This is a genomic window from Acinetobacter sp. ANC 5045 (assembly GCF_004331005.1).
In the GTDB taxonomy this organism is placed as follows: Bacteria; Pseudomonadota; Gammaproteobacteria; order Pseudomonadales; family Moraxellaceae; genus Acinetobacter; species Acinetobacter towneri.
This window is the reverse complement of record NZ_SJNS01000007.1, coordinates 100014-116923: the sequence shown is the minus strand read 5'-3', so window position 1 is coordinate 116923 and position 16910 is coordinate 100014. Positions and strand designations below refer to the sequence as shown.

12 protein-coding genes are annotated in these 16910 nt (G+C 43.9%); 6 read left to right on the top strand and 6 right to left on the bottom strand.

Translation table 11 applies throughout. The features are described 5' to 3' along the window. Window positions 1-80: 80 nt before the first annotated feature. Both ppc and E0H79_RS07730 read right to left on the bottom strand, forming a co-directional pair. On the bottom strand, window positions 81-2765 hold the full coding sequence (gene ppc, locus E0H79_RS07735) for a phosphoenolpyruvate carboxylase (RefSeq protein ID WP_131261313.1): 2685 nt from the start codon (window positions 2763-2765) through the stop codon (window positions 81-83). A 235-nt stretch (window positions 2766-3000) separates the two neighbouring features. Then, a complete protein-coding gene (locus tag E0H79_RS07730; RefSeq protein ID WP_019837343.1) occupies window positions 3001-3615 on the bottom strand; it encodes a TetR/AcrR family transcriptional regulator in 615 nt (204 codons plus the stop codon). Window positions 3616-3828: 213 nt separating this feature from the next. Here E0H79_RS07730 and E0H79_RS07725 point away from each other — a divergent pair, with 213 nt between their 5' ends. The 4 genes from E0H79_RS07725 (at window position 3829) to dnaJ (ending at window position 9864) form a co-directional block, all read left to right on the top strand. Then, window positions 3829-4968 (top strand): efflux RND transporter periplasmic adaptor subunit, encoded by a 1140-nt coding sequence (locus E0H79_RS07725; RefSeq protein ID WP_131261312.1) that lies wholly within the window; start codon window positions 3829-3831, stop codon window positions 4966-4968. Between the two features lie 3 nt (window positions 4969-4971). Continuing rightward, window positions 4972-8106, top strand: a complete 3135-nt coding sequence (locus E0H79_RS07720; protein WP_131261311.1) for an efflux RND transporter permease subunit — start codon at window positions 4972-4974, stop codon at window positions 8104-8106. A 135-nt stretch (window positions 8107-8241) separates the two neighbouring features. Next, entirely contained in the window at window positions 8242-8619 is a 378-nt protein-coding gene (locus E0H79_RS07715) for a hypothetical protein (RefSeq protein ID WP_026438412.1), read from the top strand. Window positions 8620-8748: 129 nt separating this feature from the next. After that, window positions 8749-9864 (top strand): molecular chaperone DnaJ, encoded by a 1116-nt coding sequence (gene dnaJ / locus E0H79_RS07710; RefSeq protein ID WP_004970338.1) that lies wholly within the window; start codon window positions 8749-8751, stop codon window positions 9862-9864. 94 nt (window positions 9865-9958) lie between these two features. Here the strand turns inward: dnaJ and E0H79_RS07705 are convergent, their stop codons facing one another. Then, a complete protein-coding gene (locus E0H79_RS07705) occupies window positions 9959-10246 on the bottom strand; it encodes a hypothetical protein (RefSeq protein WP_131261310.1) in 288 nt (95 codons plus the stop codon). 282 nt (window positions 10247-10528) lie between these two features. Between E0H79_RS07705 and dapB the strand changes: the two genes are divergently transcribed. Both dapB and E0H79_RS07695 read left to right on the top strand, forming a co-directional pair. Beyond that, complete coding sequence (dapB, locus tag E0H79_RS07700; RefSeq protein WP_070154911.1) at window positions 10529-11350, top strand: 4-hydroxy-tetrahydrodipicolinate reductase; 822 nt, start codon at window positions 10529-10531, stop codon at window positions 11348-11350. 132 nt (window positions 11351-11482) lie between these two features. Next, the gene (locus tag E0H79_RS07695; RefSeq protein WP_131261309.1) at window positions 11483-12127 is read left to right on the top strand and encodes an START domain-containing protein; all 645 of its coding nucleotides are present in this window, start codon (window positions 11483-11485) and stop codon (window positions 12125-12127) included. Window positions 12128-12222: 95 nt separating this feature from the next. Here E0H79_RS07695 and E0H79_RS07690 read toward each other — a convergent pair whose 3' ends face one another. The 3 genes from E0H79_RS07690 to E0H79_RS07680 all read right to left on the bottom strand — a co-directional run bounded on the left by E0H79_RS07690 (window position 12223) and on the right by E0H79_RS07680 (window position 16865). Beyond that, the gene (locus tag E0H79_RS07690) at window positions 12223-13665 is read right to left on the bottom strand and encodes a capsule assembly Wzi family protein (protein WP_131261308.1); all 1443 of its coding nucleotides are present in this window, start codon (window positions 13663-13665) and stop codon (window positions 12223-12225) included. Between the two features lie 175 nt (window positions 13666-13840). Beyond that, window positions 13841-14215, bottom strand: a complete 375-nt coding sequence (locus E0H79_RS07685; protein ID WP_131261307.1) for an endonuclease domain-containing protein — start codon at window positions 14213-14215, stop codon at window positions 13841-13843. Window positions 14216-14675: 460 nt separating this feature from the next. Beyond that, a complete protein-coding gene (locus E0H79_RS07680) occupies window positions 14676-16865 on the bottom strand; it encodes a polysaccharide biosynthesis tyrosine autokinase (RefSeq protein WP_131261306.1) in 2190 nt (729 codons plus the stop codon). Between the last annotated feature and the right edge of the window lie 45 nt (window positions 16866-16910).

Here is a 16910-nt window from a genome sequence, read left to right as displayed (position 1 = left end):
ATCCGTCCCAAATCATGTTTAAGTGAGTGAATGAGCCACAAGCAGAGCATGACTCTGCTTGTTGTGCTATTCGTTAGGTCTTAACCTGTATTGCGTAAGCCTGCTGCAATCCCTGCAATACTCACCATGAGGGCATGATCGACAGGGGTATGTTCGGCATGCTGTTCTGCCAAATACAAACGACGACGTTTCATCAATTCTGCCTGTAGCAAATGCAGTGGCAATAAATAAGGTTTACGCACCCGCATCGATTGATCTAGCACATCATTGCTGCTGAGCAATTGCGATTCACCTTTAAGGGTCAGTAGGGTCGTCACAGCATCACGCAGACGTTGACGGAGTTGCTCACCGAGTTGTTTTAAGTCTTCGTCATCGGTCAGGTTAGATTCGTAGTACAGGGCAATATTACTGTCGGCTTTAGATAGCACCATTTCTAGCATATCAATTAAAGTCTGGAAATACGGCCAATCGCTGAGCATTTCATCCAAAGTGGCTTTTTGTCCCTGATCGAGCGTTTGGTTAATTGCTGCGCCTGTCCCTAACCAAGCAGGCAGCATTAAACGGATTTGTGTCCATGCAAATACCCACGGAATGGCACGTAAGGATTCAATTCCACCGCTCACTTTACGCTTCGCAGGACGTGAACCGAGTGGCAACATCTGCAATTCCAGCTCTGGCGTAACGGTGCGTAAATATTTCACAAAATGTGGATTTTCACGCACGGTTTGGCGATAGACCTGCACCGAAAGTTCGGTCATGTTATCCATCAACTCGCGCCATTCTGCTTTCGGCACAGGTGGTGGCATCAGCGTCGCTTCTAAGGTTGCAGCGGTGTAGACTTCCAGATTTTGTAAGGCAACCCCTTCAAGTCCAAATTTAAAACGAATCATTTCACCTTGTTCGGTGACGCGGATTGCACCTGAAATAGAACCCGGTGGTTGTGAGAACAATGCTTGTTGTGTTGGTGCACCGCCACGGCTGATGGAACCACCGCGACCATGGAATAAAGTCAGCTGCACAGCATGTTGCTGCGCTACCGCAGTCAGTTCTTCCTGCGCGCGGTACTGCGCCCAGTTGGCAGACATGAACCCTGCATCTTTGGCGGAGTCTGAGTAGCCAATCATCACCTCATGTTTGCCCTGAATATGCTGTTTGTACCAATGCATATTAAATAGGGTATTCATGGTTTGGGCAGCCCCATCCAAGTCTTTCAGGGTTTCAAACAGCGGCACCACACGCAAAGGATGCTGAATGCCCGCTTCTTTTTGCAGCAATAACACTGCCAATACATCACTTGGATATTCCGCCATGGAAATAATATAAGCGCCCAAACTTTCCTGCGGCTGTGCAGCCAAAGTGCGCATGGTGGCAAACACTTCTTGCACATCGGGATGTTGAATCAGGCTTTGTGCAGGTTCTTGCATGAATTTTGGCAATAACGGACGTTTACTTTGTAGCTCTTGAAGCAAGAAGTTCTGACGCGCTTGTTCAGTCCAAGTTTCAAAATTGCCCAAACCTAAATATTCGGTAATGGCAGAAATGGCTTGACGATGACGTCCCGATTCTTGGCGAATATCCAGTTTTAGTAATTCAATGCCGAAACAATTCACACGATGAATTAAATCCAACAATTTGCCGTTCGCAATGTCTGATAATTGGCAAGCCGTCAGCGAGCGATAACACAGCAATAAAGGCTGTAACAGTTCGTCTTTGCTTTTGATGACCAAACTGTCATCAGCCTCTTTGCCTTGCAGTTTCGCTGCTAACCAGTCGCGGGTGGCTTTTAGGCGTTCTCGGGTGTCGCGTAAATATTCACGGTACGGCTCGGCATGGAAATGTCCCAAAGCATCTGCCAATTCTGGGCTGCATTGCTGAATGGAGAGTTCCCAACGCAGGTTTTCGATATCACGTAAATACAGTTCTGCTGCTTTCCAACGCGATAGCCACAATACTTCTTGAGTGACTTTATGGGTGACATTCGGGTTGCCATCGCGGTCACCGCCCATCCAAGAGGCGAAACGCACAGGCGCAACACTCAGCGGCAGGCTTTGCCCACAATGTTCCTGCACAATGCTGTCTAACTCACGCATGAATTTAGGCACCGCATTCCACAAGGTTTGTTCGATGGTGGTAAAGCCCCATTTGGCTTCATCGACAGGGGTTGGGCGATGTTGGCGAATTTCATCGGTTTGCCAAGCCGAGCTGATCAGCTGTTTTAAATCTGCCAAAACTGCCTGACGTTCACGTGGTGTCAGTTTTTGCTGATCCATTTTAAACAAGCAGTCATTAATATCGTCATATTTTTGAATGAGGGTACGACGGCTGACTTCAGTTGGATGCGCAGTTAAAACCAACTCAATTTTCAGTTCACAGACTTGTTGAAAGAGTGTTTCTGCAGAAATTTGGTTGTCTTTAAACTTGATAAATAAGTGATCTAGTGGGTTTGGAGAAACGCCATTTTCATCAAATTCGCTTTGGCGACGGCTCCGCACCACATGATATTGCTCGGCAATGTTGGCAAAGTTCAAAAAGTGGGTAAAGGCACGGGTGAGCGGTAAGATTTCGTCATCTTCTAGACTTAAAAACAGTTGTTCGAGTTGTTTTTCAGCTTCGGCTTGTCCATCGCGCGCGCCTTTAGATAAAGCACGAATTTGTTCGACCTGATTAAACAAATCTTGTCCTGCGTGTAACTTGAGGGTCTCACCCAATAAGTTGCCAAGTAAGCGTACGTCATCGCGTAGAGGAGCATCAATTTGTTGAATCATTCGTTGTTCTCCATGTTCTGTGTTTTTCTACTCTGTTAAGACTATACCCCGATTTAGATACAATCCAAGCGGGCTATCTACAAAAGTTGCATGGATTTTGCGCATCTGAAGTTATAGTGCCAAGTGGCAGTATTTAGGAGAGAAATACAGGACGGAGATATGAGTCAGTTGATCATTCGTATATGTGCAACGTGAGAGTTAGATTTCGCATGATGAGGCTGCAAAATTAGCTTGCTCAGCCATAACGCAGCATAAAAATACCAATCGCATCTTCAATAATCTTTTGAGATTGTGCAGCATCGGGCACGGCACGTACACCGAGTAAAACTTCATGGTGACGTAAACCATGCAGTAAGGAAACGATCAATTCAGTTTGCGTTTTTGGTTCATCGGCCTGAATAAACTGCAATTCTACTGCTTGGCGAAAGAAGCTTTCCCACATCGCGCGAAGTTTGGCATGTGAGGCATTGTAAAACTGCAATGCCAACGGATTTTGCTCCGAGGCCAGTTCCATCAGCAAATGTTCTAATTTAATCGCTTCAGGCATATTGACCAAGTTCAAGGACAGTTTACAGGCTTGGTATAAGGCCTGCTTAAAATTGCTATGTGCAGTCAAGTCCAAAGGTTGTGCTTTGAGCAGACTTTCACAGGTTTCTTCAATGGCACAGGAAAATAACGTGGCTTTGTCTTGAAAGTGGTTATACACCGTTAATTTGGTCACGCCTGCTTCACGTGCAATCTGATTCATACTAGAACCATGAAAGCCCAACTTTAAAAACAAGTGTTTTGCCGACATTAAAATGCGTTGGCGTTTTTCTAAATCTTTTGGTCGTCCGACATGAATCTGCACACGCTCATCCTAATTTGCATCAGTACAACTGGAAAATGACGCTTCAGTTTTAATTAATGTACCCAGTGGTATATTAATTAAAAAATAATCAATTTAATATAGGGGTTTGCACGCACTTCATAAATGGCTTGCGCTGTCGCAAACATAGACGAAGTGTCAGCAAACCCTACCGTATTCTGCCCTAATAAAAACGTTTAAATAAGAGCACGCTAGATGAAAACGACTCAGAATCTCATTGGTAGCCTGATGCTGCTGTGCTGTATCACCCTAATGGGATGCAGCAAGCAAAAAACCGAGGTGGAACAGGAAGTCCCTTTAGTGATGGTGACTCAGCCCAGCAGTTTACATCTTGAGCAAAAAAGCTATGCAGGCGAGGTACAAGCACGTCAGCAAACTGCTTTGGCATTTCGGGTTGCAGGGCAAGTTACACAGCGTTTTGCCGATGTGGGAGATCGGGTTAAGGTTGGGCAAGTCTTAGCAACCCTGGATGTGCAAGATGCAGCATTACAGCTCAATGCCGCACGTGCGCAACTGGAAAGTGCGCAATCTGCTGCAAAAGTTGCCAGTGATGAATTGCAGCGTTTTCAGCAATTGTTACCCATGAATGCAGTCAGCCGCTCGCAATATGATGCAGTCAAAAACCAGTATCAACATGCCATGGCGCAGTTGAAACAGGCGCAGTCCAATTATGCAGTCAGCAGTAATCAAACCGACTATAACCAGTTACGTGCCACAAAAAATGGTGTGATTACTGAACGCAATATTGAAGTTGGGCAGGTTTTAGCGGCAGGGCAGGTCGCTTATCAATTGGCGATTGATGGGGAGCGTGAAGTCGTGATTGGCGTGCCTGAACAAGCGGTGGGTGAAATTCGAGTCGGGCAAGAGGCAACGGTAAGTTTATGGTCACAACCCGATACCCGTTTTGCAGGTACGGTTCGAGAAATTTCCCCTGCGGCAGATCAGTCGCGTACTTTTAAAGTCAAAGTGGCGTTACGCGAAGGCAATGCACAAATTCAATTGGGGCAAAGTGCGCGGGTATTTCTGACTCGCCAAGCCAATCAAGGTTTATATGTACCTTTATCTAGCGTATCGGCAACAGGGCAACAGGCTTTTGTTTTGGTTTTGCAGCCGGATTCAACCGTTCGCCAAATTCCCGTTACCTTGGGCGCTTATGGACGGGACAGCGTGCCTGTACTCAGGGGCTTGCAGCCGCAAGATTATGTGGTGATGGGTGGGGTACATTTACTGCGTGATCGACAAAAAATCCGCCCGATTAACCGTGACAATCAAGCTGTACAGGCAGTCAATCCAACCGCTCAGGCAGCTTCTGCGGCTACACAGACGGAGCGTTAAAATATGAATTTTAACTTATCCGAATGGGCGCTGAAAAATAAAGGTCTAGTGGTCTACTTGATGCTGCTGTTGGGCATTGTCGGGATTTTTTCCTATTCCAAACTGGCACAAAGTGAAGATCCACCGTTTACTTTTAAAGTGATGGTGATTCAAACCTATTGGCCGGGAGCGAGCGCCAAAGAGGTCTCGTTACAAGTCACCGACCGCATCGAAAAAGAATTGATGAGCACGGGCGACTATGAACGCATCATGGCTTATTCGCGTCCGGGCGAGTCCATGGTGACTTTTATTGCCAAAGATTCCATGCGTTCTAGCCAAATTCCAGATGTTTGGTACAAGGTGCGTAAAAAGGTAAATGATATTCGTCATGAATTGCCGCAAGGGGTACAAGGCCCATTTTTTAATGATGAATTTGGCGACACTTTTGGCAATATTTATGTGCTGACAGGCGCAGACTATGACTACGCCACCCTCAAAGAATATGCCGACCGTTTGCAGCTACAATTACAGCGAGTCAAAGATGTTGCCAAAGTTAATTTGGTCGGTTTGCAAGATCAAAAAATTTGGATTGAGTTATCTAACACCAAAGCCGCACAACTCGGTATTCCTGTTACCGCGATTCAGCAAGCCTTACAACAACAAAACAGCATGGCAAGCGCAGGTTTTTTTGAAACCCATTCAGACCGTATTCAGGTGCGTGTCAGCGGTGCGTTGCACAGTGTCGATGAGTTGAAACAAATGCCGCTGTTGGTGAATGGCACCACCATTCAACTGGGCGATGTTGCCGAGGTCTATCGTGGGTTTAGCGAACCTGCTCAACCGCGTATGCGCTTTATGGGCGAAAATGGCATTGGCATTGCGGTGTCGATGCGTAAAGGCGGTGATATTCTGGCTTTGGGTGAAAATCTGGAAACTGAATTTGCCCGTTTGCAAAAGACCTTGCCTTTGGGCATGCAACTGCAAAAAGTTTCTGATCAGCCTGTTGCGGTAAAACACAGCGTCAATGAATTTATGAAAGTGTTGGCTGAGGCGGTGATTATCGTGCTCTTGGTCAGCTTCTTTTCACTGGGTTTTCGCACGGGCTTGGTGGTGGCATTTTCCATTCCACTGGTCTTGGCGATGACTTTTGCAGGTATGCATTTGTTTGATGTCGGACTGCACAAAATTTCACTCGGTGCGCTTATTTTAGCCCTCGGATTGTTGGTGGATGATGCCATTATCGCCATTGAAATGATGGCAATTAAGATGGAGCAAGGCTATAGCCGCTTGCAAGCCGCAGGTCATGCGTGGCGAACGACTGCTTTCCCTATGCTGACAGGGACATTGATTACCGCGGCAGGTTTTTTACCCATTGCCACAGCAGCCTCAAGTACAGGGGAATATACCCGTTCAATTTTCCAAGTAGTCACCATAGCTTTGGTGGTGTCCTGGTTTGCTGCCGTGCTATTCGTGCCGTATCTGGGCGATAAATTATTGCCAGATTTTCAGCGTCATGCACAGCGAGCGCCGTGGTATCAACGTCTTTGGGCGCGTGTACGCAAACAAGCTGAACCGCAGCCTGTGCTACAGCACGTAGGTGAATTGCACGACCCATATCAAACCCGCTTTTATCAAGTGTTTCGTGGATGGGTTAATACTTGTGTGCGCTATCGAAAAACCGTCATTGCAATCACAGTTGGCATATTTGTACTGTCAATTGCGATGTTTAAATTGGTACCACAGCAATTTTTCCCACCTTCCAATCGGGCAGAAATTTTAGTCGATTTAAAACTTGAAGAAGGTGCGTCTTTAACAGCCACAGAAGCAGCCGTTAAAAAAGTTGAAAAGTTCTTGGCGCAACAACAAGGCATCGACAATTATGTAGCCTATGTTGGCACAGGTTCGCCGCGTTTCTATTTGCCTTTAGATCAGCAATTACCGCAGGCCAGTTTTGCCCAATTTGTGGTATTGGCATCGTCTTTAGAAGACCGCAATGAAATTCGCCGTAATTTATCTGAACAAATTCGCTTGTTATTGCCAGAGGTGCGTACTCGCGTGTCATTATTGGAAAATGGCCCACCAGTGGGTTATCCATTGCAATTCCGCGTGTCAGGAGAAGACTTGGCACAAGTGCGACAATGGGCACAGCAAGTCGCAGCCACCATCAGTGCCAATCCAAACAGTACCAATGTGCATTTAGATTGGGGTGAGCCGAGCAAAGTCATTCAATTGCAGATTGATCAAGACCGTGCCCGTCAAATGGGGGTGTCGAGTCTGGATTTAGCTAACTTCCTTAATAGCTCTATCAGTGGCGCGGCTATTAACCAGTATCGTGAAAAACGTGAACTGATTGAAATCCGTTTACGTGGTGATCAAACCGAGCGCCTAGATGTCGCATCTTTAAGCAGTTTGGCTATACCGACTTCACGTGGAACATCGGTGCCGTTGGCGCAAATTGCACAAATTGAATACCGTTTTGAAGAAGGCTTAATTTGGCATCGTAACCGCTTGCCGACCATTACCGTACGTGGTGATATTCGTAGCAATTTGCAACCTGCAACGGTGGTGGCAGAACTGTCTGAACCGATGGCGGCCCTGCGTGAAAAGTTGCCAAGTGGCTATTTAATTGAAGTGGGCGGTACAGTTGAAGAGTCGGCACGTGGGCAAAAGTCAGTCAATGCAGGCATGCCAGTTTTCCTTGCAGTGGTGATGACCTTGTTAATGATTCAGTTGCGTAGCATGTCTCGTGCGTTCATTGTATTTTTGACTGCGCCGCTTGGCATTATTGGTGTGGTATTGTTCCTGTTGCTGTTTAACAAACCCTTTGGTTTTGTGGCGATGCTTGGCACGATTGCCTTATCAGGCATGATCATGCGCAATTCCTTGATTTTAATTGATCAGATTGAGCAGGATATTCGGGCAGGAGAGTCGCAGTGGGATGCGATTATTAACGCCACGGTACGCCGTTGTCGTCCAATTGTCCTTACAGCATTAGCGGCTGTTTTGGCGATGATTCCACTTTCTCGCAGTATTTTCTTTGGCCCGATGGCTGTGGCAATTATGGGCGGATTAATTGTGGCGACCTTATTAACTCTGTTCTTTTTACCTGCGTTATACGCCCAGTGGTTTAAAGTGAAAAAAAATCCACATAATCTGTAAAAGTGACATAATAACGGGTGCGAAACTTGGAAAATTTCAATATAGTAGCACCTTATATTTTTCAGCCTTTGCATACGTTACAGCATGCGCCAGATTAAAAAATAAAGCATGGCACAGATGGGGTTAAATCACATTATGAAGCAAGATAACTTGGTAAAGTTTCGCCGGTCTGTCGCGATCTCTTACGTGTTTATGTTTTTTGCTTTATTTACTGTGGTGAGTGGTGCATTGGCGTATTGGTATGCACGAAAAGTGATTGTGGTCGATAGCACTGAAGTCTGGTTACAGGCACAGGCTTTATGGATCATGCGTAATGTGGTGATTTACAGTGTATTGGCATTGTTTGCTGCATTGTGGTTTATTCCATTGGCCTTCTTTCCTTGGGATGCCTTTTTATGGGTCAAAGCCTGCACCGTAGCAGGTGTGGTCTTTGCCGTGATTGCCTTCTTATTTTTAATCAATGCTTGGATTAAAGGGCTATCCAAATTTTTGAAAAATAAAGCTGTGTTCTAATGGCTTGAACTTCATCTAAAGCACTTCAGCTAAAATTTTTAACAGCTTTCCCTTGTAAAACTCAGTTTGACCCCAATTTCAGACTTCAGTTAAGTTTTAAATAGAATTCCGTGAGGAGCATCGCCAGACATGGCTAAACGTGATTATTATGAGGTTTTGGGCGTCTCTAAAACCGCTAGTGATGATGAAATTAAAAAAGCCTACCGTAAGTTGGCGATGAAATATCATCCAGACCGTAACCCGGACAATCCTGAAGCTGAAGAGAAGTTTAAAGAAGCTTCAGAAGCGTATGAAGTTCTGTCAGACAGCGAAAAACGCAGCATGTACGACCGTATGGGCCATCAAGCCTTTGAAGGTGGTATGGGCGGTGGTGCTGGCGGCTTCGGTGGTTTCAGTGCGGAAGATATTTTCAGCCAGTTTGGGGATATTTTCGGTGGAGCCTTTGGTGGGGGGGGGCGTGGCCAGCAACGTCAACGCCGTGGTTCAGACTTACGCTATGTGATGGAATTGACGCTTGAAGAAGCAGTCAAAGGCGTTAAGAAAACCATCACCTTTACAGCACCTGCGCCATGTGAAGCTTGTGATGGTAAAGGCTCGGAAAATCCAAATGATGTTGAAACCTGTCCAACCTGTCATGGTGCGGGTCAAGTACGCATGCAGCAAGGTTTCTTCTCGGTACAGCAAACCTGTAGCACTTGTCGTGGTCAGGGCAAAATTATCAAGAACCCATGTAAAAAATGTCATGGTTCGGGTGTGTCAGATCGTCAGCAAACCCTTGAGGTGACCATTCCTGCTGGCGTGGACAATGGCGACCGCGTACGCTTAACAGGTAAAGGTGAAGCCATTCGTGATGGTCAATCGGGCGACCTATATGTAGAAGTGGTGGTGCGTGAGCACGAAATCTTCCAGCGTGATGGTGCTGATCTGTATATGGATGTGCCTGTTAGCATTGCCGATGCTGCTTTAGGTAAGGAAATTGAAATTCCTACTCTAGATGGTCGCGTGAGCCTGAAAGTACCTGAGGGAACACAAACGGGTAAATTGTTCCGTTTGCGTGGTAAAGGGGTAAAACCTGTGCGTACCAGTATGCAGGGCGATTTACTCTGCCGTATTGTGGTGGAAACACCTGTGAATTTAACGGCACGTCAGCGTGAATTGTTAAAAGAGTTGCAGACGACGATGGAAGGTGAGGGCAGTCAGTCATCACCAAAGAAAAAGTCTTTCTTTGATCGTTTATTTGATTAAGGAAACCTAGGTTAGGTATGTCAAAGCACGACCTGATCTAAACTCAAAAATAAAGGCGATCTTGAAGATCGCCTTTGTTGTATCTGCTGTACTCTTATTCGACTTCAGGTACATCAATCTCTAAAACATCCACCATTTCAGTCGTTGCTGTTTTAACGACAGTTTGTGGTTGAACGGTTGCAACAACCACATTTTCCGTTGGTGCTGTTTCTTCTAGTTCAGGTGCATCGACTTCAACAGCAAGCGGTTCTTGTAGTGTCACGCTAATACGGACTTTGGACAGGCTTTCTAGCGTATCCCCTTCTTGAAGTGCAGGCTCTGCAAATACGGATGCTGTGCTCATACCCAACAATAATGCCAATACAATTTTCTTCGAATGCATGTAAATCCCCTTTAATTTTTGCAGTTGTTATCATTCGTGCAGGCTAGTCTGCGCATACAAGTTTGCAAATTTGTGAAATAAAAATAAAAAATGAGCATTTTCAGATAAATTTTTAGCATCGCTTTGATAAAAGTTTGCCAGTGGCATTTAAAGTGACCTTTAGCATACTGTCACAGTTGCTTTCCGATAAAAATAAACCCAGAAACTTGGCAGACAAACTTAGCCTAGGCAGCGAGTTTTGCTATAGTAAGCACAATTGAGAATCTATTTTAGGAATATGCTATGTCAGCAACTCCACGCATTGGTGTATTAGGCGCAGGCGGCCGTATGGGCCGCATCTTAATTCAAGCCGTTCAAGAAGCAGGCTACCAATTGGCAGCCGCAGTAGAACGCCCAGAAAGCAGTCTCTTGGGGGCAGATGCGGGAGAGCTGGCAGGTGTGGGTACACTCGGTGTGAAAGTCGTGGGTAGCCTAGAACAAGTATTAGCTGACTGTGATGTCGTAATCGACTTTACCGCACCAGCCGCCACTGCACAGCACTTAAAGCTTTGTCGTGAAGCAGGCGTGGCGATTGTGATTGGCACCACAGGCATGAATGATGAACAAAAAGCACTCTTAGAAGAATCGGCTCAACAGACGCCTGTGGTATATGCCGCCAACTATTCAGTTGGGGTAAACGTATCTATTAAACTGTTGGAACTGGCAGCCAAAGTCTTTGGTGATAGTGTAGATATTGAAGTGATTGAAGCGCATCATCGTCATAAAGTCGATGCACCATCAGGCACGGCATTGATGATGGGCGAGGCCATTGCAGCAACCTTAGGTCGTGATTTAAAACACGATGCTGTTTACTGCCGCGAAGGACACACAGGGCCACGTGAACGTAAAAGTATTGGTTTCCAAACCATTCGTGGTGGCGACATTGTGGGTGAACATACTGCGATGTTTATTGCCGATGGCGAGCGTGTGGAAATTACCCACAAAGCCACCAACCGCATGAACTTTGCTGCAGGTGCCGTGCGTGCTGCAGCGTGGGTGGTGGGACGCGAAGCGCGTAAATACGATATGAAAGATGTACTTGGATTTAACGATATTCAGGTTTAAAAACTGCGCAGGAATCCGAAATAGATAAAAATGACTTGAACAATTTTCAATCTGCCGCTAAAACTAGGGTCTGATGTCATGGATGATGACGCATCAGACCCGATCTAAAACTAAAATAAGATGCAAAATAAAATGAAAAAATCTCTGCTGATGCTTGGGTTAAGCACCTGTATTTGTGCGGCCTCTGCACAAAATATTGAACATGCCAAACTCAGCATACATAAAAACAATATTAAAGTCTGGACCTTTCAACAACAGTCTAGCCCGGTGTTTTTATATAAGGCCGAAACCACCTTCAATGTACCTTTAGAAAAAGCTGCTGCCTTAATTTTAGATGTTGATCATGCCGTGAAATGGGTGCCTTATGTTGGCAGTGTCAAAGTTTTGTCACGCGATGACCAAAAAGGTGAGTTCTTGCTGTATATGGTGCTGGACTTTCCTTTTCCGCTGAAAGACCGTGATTTAGTGGTCAAAGGCAAAATGAGTAAAGATGCGCAAGGTATTATTAGTATTCAAAATAAAGCCATTGAGGGCGGCTATCCACTGAACCCAGATTATGTACGCATTCAGGATTATGAAGGCGACTGGACATTTCAAAAACTGGGCAATCAAAAAGTCAAAGTCAGTACCTATGGCTACGCCAACCCTGAAGGCTCGATTCCTTTAAGTTTTGTGAATATGTTTGTGCAGCAGCAACCGTATCAAATGCTGCAGAAAATGAAAATTGAATTAAGCAAAAGCCGTAGTTATAAGGCGTTGCCTGAAATTTTGCGTTAAATGGTTGAGTTACGCTGAATTCTTTTGATTTTAGAAAAATGGATGAAATCGGTGTCGATCTCATCCATGATGTATTTTCGGTCTAGTGGGTAGACTTAATAAGAAAATAATCCTTTTTCTAAAGGAAACTCAATTCCAATCGATGCACCACCATCATTGCCATGGACATCTGAATCGCTAATCCAGCCATTCAGTTTAAGTGGAATATCTGGGCGTAAATAGTGTGTCCAAGTCAAATCCAAAGCTTTTAACTGATCTTTTTCTGGGAAAGCTTGGTTGGTTGCGCGGTTTGATTCATTCAATTTGGCAAACATTACACGTGCATTCACGCGGTTGATACGATCAAAACGAATATCACCACCGAGTGAAATCATTTGTCCATCACCACCCATAGCATGTGCTAAAGGATAGCCATGTTGATAGAAACCATTGGTATAGGTGCTGTGATTATAAGTAACGCCTAATGCTTTACCGTTGGTACGGGTGTCAGCCCATTCGGTATACAGTTGGAATGGCATATTCTGATAGCTTGATGAATAATCTACCCCAGCCAAATACATTTTTTTAGCGGGTAAGCCGCCTGCTTCATCTTCACCTGCGTATTGTGCATAAACACCCATTGGCACTTGTAGCAATGGCTGTAGGTTTAAGCGTGCATCAAAGCCTGCCACTTGGTTAGAGGGGTCCGGTTCGCCAGTACCACCATTATCTTTATTGCCAACAAAAGCATCCCAAAGTGAGTTCAAGCTTTCTGGACGATCTTCACCCCCCCATTGAAAGGCACGTGAAGCACCCAATTCCAAATAAGGCAGCGGTTGTGCAGTGACACGTAAACCAATCAATTTGGCATCGGGTACAGCATCATAATCATGCAACTGACCTGCAAAGGCCTGATATTGCCATGGGCCAATCCATGACAACCATTTGTTGCTGAAGGCTTGTTGTTCAGCACGCTGCATGGTTACGCCGTAAACTGGGCGGCTAGCATCGCCACGAATTAAACTGCCGTCATGTGCAGGCCCCCAGTAGGTTGGAATTTGCCCAGCAATGAGCCATTGATTCCAAAGTTTGGCTGCAATATACGAACCTTCAACATTGACATCTTGATCGTTGTCAATTTGTGGATCTTTTTCTGCATTGACCCTAATTTTAGCATCCCAGTTTTGATTGCCTGCATTGAGTTCCAAACCTGCTTGATATTGTGCTTTTTGTTGGTCGCCAAAGGCTTGAGGAATATTCTTTTGATCTGTTTCTGCAAAAAGCGAGGCTTTGAGCAGTTGGTTATTAGCATTTAAATCTGCCACAACTGCATCGATTACTTTTTGTTGATTGTTGTTGCTAATCTTGGCTTGAGAAAGTGCACGTTGAATTTCATCACCACTCATAGGCCAAGTTGACGTACTAATTTGAATGACGCCTTGCTGATTTAGCCAGTTTAAATCGGTACGTAAGTTTTGGTCATTTAAGACAATGCCTTGGGCAAAGGTTAAGGATGAGCTTAATGCCAGTGTCGCCAGCAGCGCTTTGGGTGCAAACATTCTTATATATTCTCAGCGTTTATAAACTGTAACCAAAATAGGTTTTTGAGTGGATTTTTGCAATGTGAATTGTTGAGTATTGTTGTAAATTTCAAAAGAAAATTCTTCTGTAAACGGTGGAGGCTAGCACAAGCAAGGGCTTTGTAATGAATGTTCCTCACTTTTTAAAGGGAGGCTAGGAGGGATTATTAGCGTGTTGACTTAAAATCACATTTTCAATGGTTTGGACGACTGCATCAAGTTCATGCAAAATTTGTAAATTGTTAAATCTTAACACCGTTAAATTTAACTGTGTTAAAGCCTGATCACGTGATAAATCATACTTTAAGCCTTTTTTGTTCAAATGTTGGCTGCCATCGCATTCAATAATTAAACTTGCCGCAGGACAGTAAAAATCTACAATAAAATTCAGAATAGGCTTTTGCCGATAAAACTGTAAGCCCAAGAGTTGTTTTTGACGCAGTCGTAACCAGAGTTTCTGTTCTGCTTCGGTCATATTGTTTCTTAACTGTCGTGCGTTATATTTTAAATTTTTGTTATAGGGTTGCATGGTTTTTTATTCTTTGTTTTAAAAAGTGGTATATTTTTAATTAGCTTTCTTGTGACATACATAGCTCATCTTTTTAGATTTTTTTAATCCCCCTTTTTGCGCCATATATGGCTCACCTTTTTCAAAGGGGGAAGCTAGCACGAGCATATAGTTCACCTTTGCAAAGGGGAGGTTCGCACAAGCATGTTTCCCATAAAATTTCTTCCAACACGAAATTTTAGCATTGCTTTAAATTTTCGCACTTGAAATCAATTTTATAATGAACAACCCTCCCTTTATTAAAGGGAGGCTAGGAGGGATTTTGAATGTTGGTGGTTTGCGGCTCACCTTTTTAGATTTTTTTAATCCCCCTCCTTGCGCCATATATGGCTCACCTTGACAAAGGGGGAGGCTAGCACGAGGTATAGCTCATCTTTGACAAAGGGGGAAGCCTAGCAAAAAGGGAGGTTGAGTAAATAGTTTAATCATCATCCTTATTGGCTTTATAGGCATAAGCATAGTTATAACCATAGCCATAACCACCAGCTTCACGTTGAATATCATTCAAAATAAAGCCGTTTACTTTCACGCCAGCCTGTTCAAAGCGGTTGACAGTCAGTTCAAGTTCTTTCATTTGAGTTTTGCCATAACGTGCCACAACCAAATTCACACCTGCATATTGTGAAATAATAATCCCATCGGTTACCGCAAGGACTGGTGGGGTATCAATCAGAATATGGTCAAACTGACTAGACAAGTGCGTGAGCATGTCTGCAAATTTTTGCGTACTTAACAACTCTGACGGATTGGCAGGACTTTTGCCACGACTCATGATGCTTAAATTTTCAACTTCAGTACTACGTACAACACTGCCTAATTCTTGTTGACCATTTAAATATTCAGCCAAACCAGGTTGCACATCATAGTTGAAGTATTTATGCATATAACCGCGACGTAAATCGGCATCAACCAATAATACGCGCTTATCACTTTGTGCCAAAATAGTAGCTAAGTTAGTCGAAATAAATGATTTACCCAACTCTGGTGCAGGGCCAGAAATCATAATGATATTGTTTTTGGCACTGCTTAAGGCAAAGTGAATGGCAGTACGCATGCTACGCAGGCTTTCAATGGCAATATCATCACTGTTTTTAACCGCAAGAATAGGAATATTCTTTTTCTTTTTCAGAATTTTAATACGACTTTCTTGTACAGGTGAACGTGGCACAGTGGCGTAAACAGGTAAATCCAGTTCATTTTCAATCTGATTCGAGTCTTTAATACCTGAACGCAACATATTACGCAGTAATGCCAACAATGTGCCCAGAAAACCACCCAAGAAAACTGACAAAATCAGAATTTGTAATTTCTTAGGTTTAATTGGCTCAATTGGTTCTACAGCAGTATCTACAATACGGACGTTACCAATTTCACCTGCTTTGGCAATACGCAGTTGTTGGTAAGAGTTAAGTAAGCCAGTATACAGTTGTTGTTTCACCTCAACTTCACGGAACAGTTGTAAATATTGGCGTTGTAGTTCAGGTAAGCGTTTAAGTGTGCCGTCTAATTCAGCAATTCGTTTGTTAATCGCACCCAATTGAGCATTCATTTGCTGCATGACAGGGTGTTCATTGGTGTATTTGGCAGCAGCTTCAGCCACTTTTTGCTCTAACTCTGCTTTTTGAGTTTCCAGGGTAATACTTTGGGTTAAGTACAACTCAGACTCTTTGGTCACATCGACCGTATTAAACTGTTGGCGGAAACGGTTAAATTCACGTTCTGCCACGTCTAGCTGTTGTTTAAGTTCTGGAAGCTGGTCTTCCAAAAATTTTAAAGTCTGTGCAGTTTCTGCGGTACGACGTTCAATATTCTGTTGGCTATAAGCGGCCAATATTGCATTCAACACTTGGGTAATGTGTTGTTTGTCTTGCCCTTGGTAATTTAGTCCCAATACACCTGTCAATTTACCTTTTTCTGCCACAGAATAGTTGGCAGTTAAGGTTTTCATTGCGGCAGGTAAGCTTTGTTTTTCAATATTATAAGTGGTATCAAAGCTGTCTTGAGTAAAAATGGCAACTTTCCAAACCCCAAATTCAGACTGTAATTGACTGACTTGATTTAAAGGCGCTGAAAAAACCACTTGTTCGGTTTCCTCATCCGTCAGGCTGTATTTGCCTTGTGCAAATTTGAGGATTAAGTTTTTATCTTGAAAGTATTGCGGAATATCGAACTGGCGAATATCAAAACTTTTTTGATTATCTTTAAACAGCACCGATTGCGCTGAATATTCACTGTTATATTCATGCTTGGCCAATAAACGATTCCAGAAACTATCTTCCGTACCCGAAACGCGAATATTTAAATTCAGATGATTAATAACGTTACCCAACACCAAACGTGATTTTAAAATTTCAATTTCAGGTTGTGCTGGTGAATTTTGATCTAAAACTTTAGAAAGCTCTTCACCTAATAAGGCTGTCGATGTTCCACGTGTTTGCTCAATTTGAACGAGAGCATCGACTGCATAGGTGTCTGGTGTAGTTCTTAAATACAGTAAAGCGCAGACGATACTGAGTAGAACGCAAAGAGTAATCATTTTCCATTGTGCGATTAAGGAAAAAAATAATTCCTTTAAATCAATGGTGTCTTCGGTGTTGGCGGTTTGGCTCATAGTTTAAATATCAAAAAAGTAGAATTTTAAAAAAGCGAGAATATC

What these genes read in the sequence shown, in the direction of transcription:
- ppc (WP_131261313.1), bottom strand. Translation starts at nt 2,765, where the DNA reads ATGATTCAACAAATTGATGCTCCTCTACGCGATGACGTACGCTTACTT.
- dapB (WP_070154911.1), top strand. Translation starts at nt 10,529, where the DNA reads ATGTCAGCAACTCCACGCATTGGTGTATTAGGCGCAGGCGGCCGTATG.
- E0H79_RS07695 (WP_131261309.1), top strand. Translation starts at nt 11,483, where the DNA reads ATGAAAAAATCTCTGCTGATGCTTGGGTTAAGCACCTGTATTTGTGCG.
- E0H79_RS07690 (WP_131261308.1), bottom strand. Translation starts at nt 13,665, where the DNA reads ATGTTTGCACCCAAAGCGCTGCTGGCGACACTGGCATTAAGCTCATCC.
- E0H79_RS07720 (WP_131261311.1), top strand. Translation starts at nt 4,972, where the DNA reads ATGAATTTTAACTTATCCGAATGGGCGCTGAAAAATAAAGGTCTAGTG.
- E0H79_RS07715 (WP_026438412.1), top strand. Translation starts at nt 8,242, where the DNA reads ATGAAGCAAGATAACTTGGTAAAGTTTCGCCGGTCTGTCGCGATCTCT.
- dnaJ (WP_004970338.1), top strand. Translation starts at nt 8,749, where the DNA reads ATGGCTAAACGTGATTATTATGAGGTTTTGGGCGTCTCTAAAACCGCT.
- E0H79_RS07705 (WP_131261310.1), bottom strand. Translation starts at nt 10,246, where the DNA reads ATGCATTCGAAGAAAATTGTATTGGCATTATTGTTGGGTATGAGCACA.
- E0H79_RS07685 (WP_131261307.1), bottom strand. Translation starts at nt 14,215, where the DNA reads ATGCAACCCTATAACAAAAATTTAAAATATAACGCACGACAGTTAAGA.
- E0H79_RS07680 (WP_131261306.1), bottom strand. Translation starts at nt 16,865, where the DNA reads ATGAGCCAAACCGCCAACACCGAAGACACCATTGATTTAAAGGAATTA.
- E0H79_RS07725 (WP_131261312.1), top strand. Translation starts at nt 3,829, where the DNA reads ATGAAAACGACTCAGAATCTCATTGGTAGCCTGATGCTGCTGTGCTGT.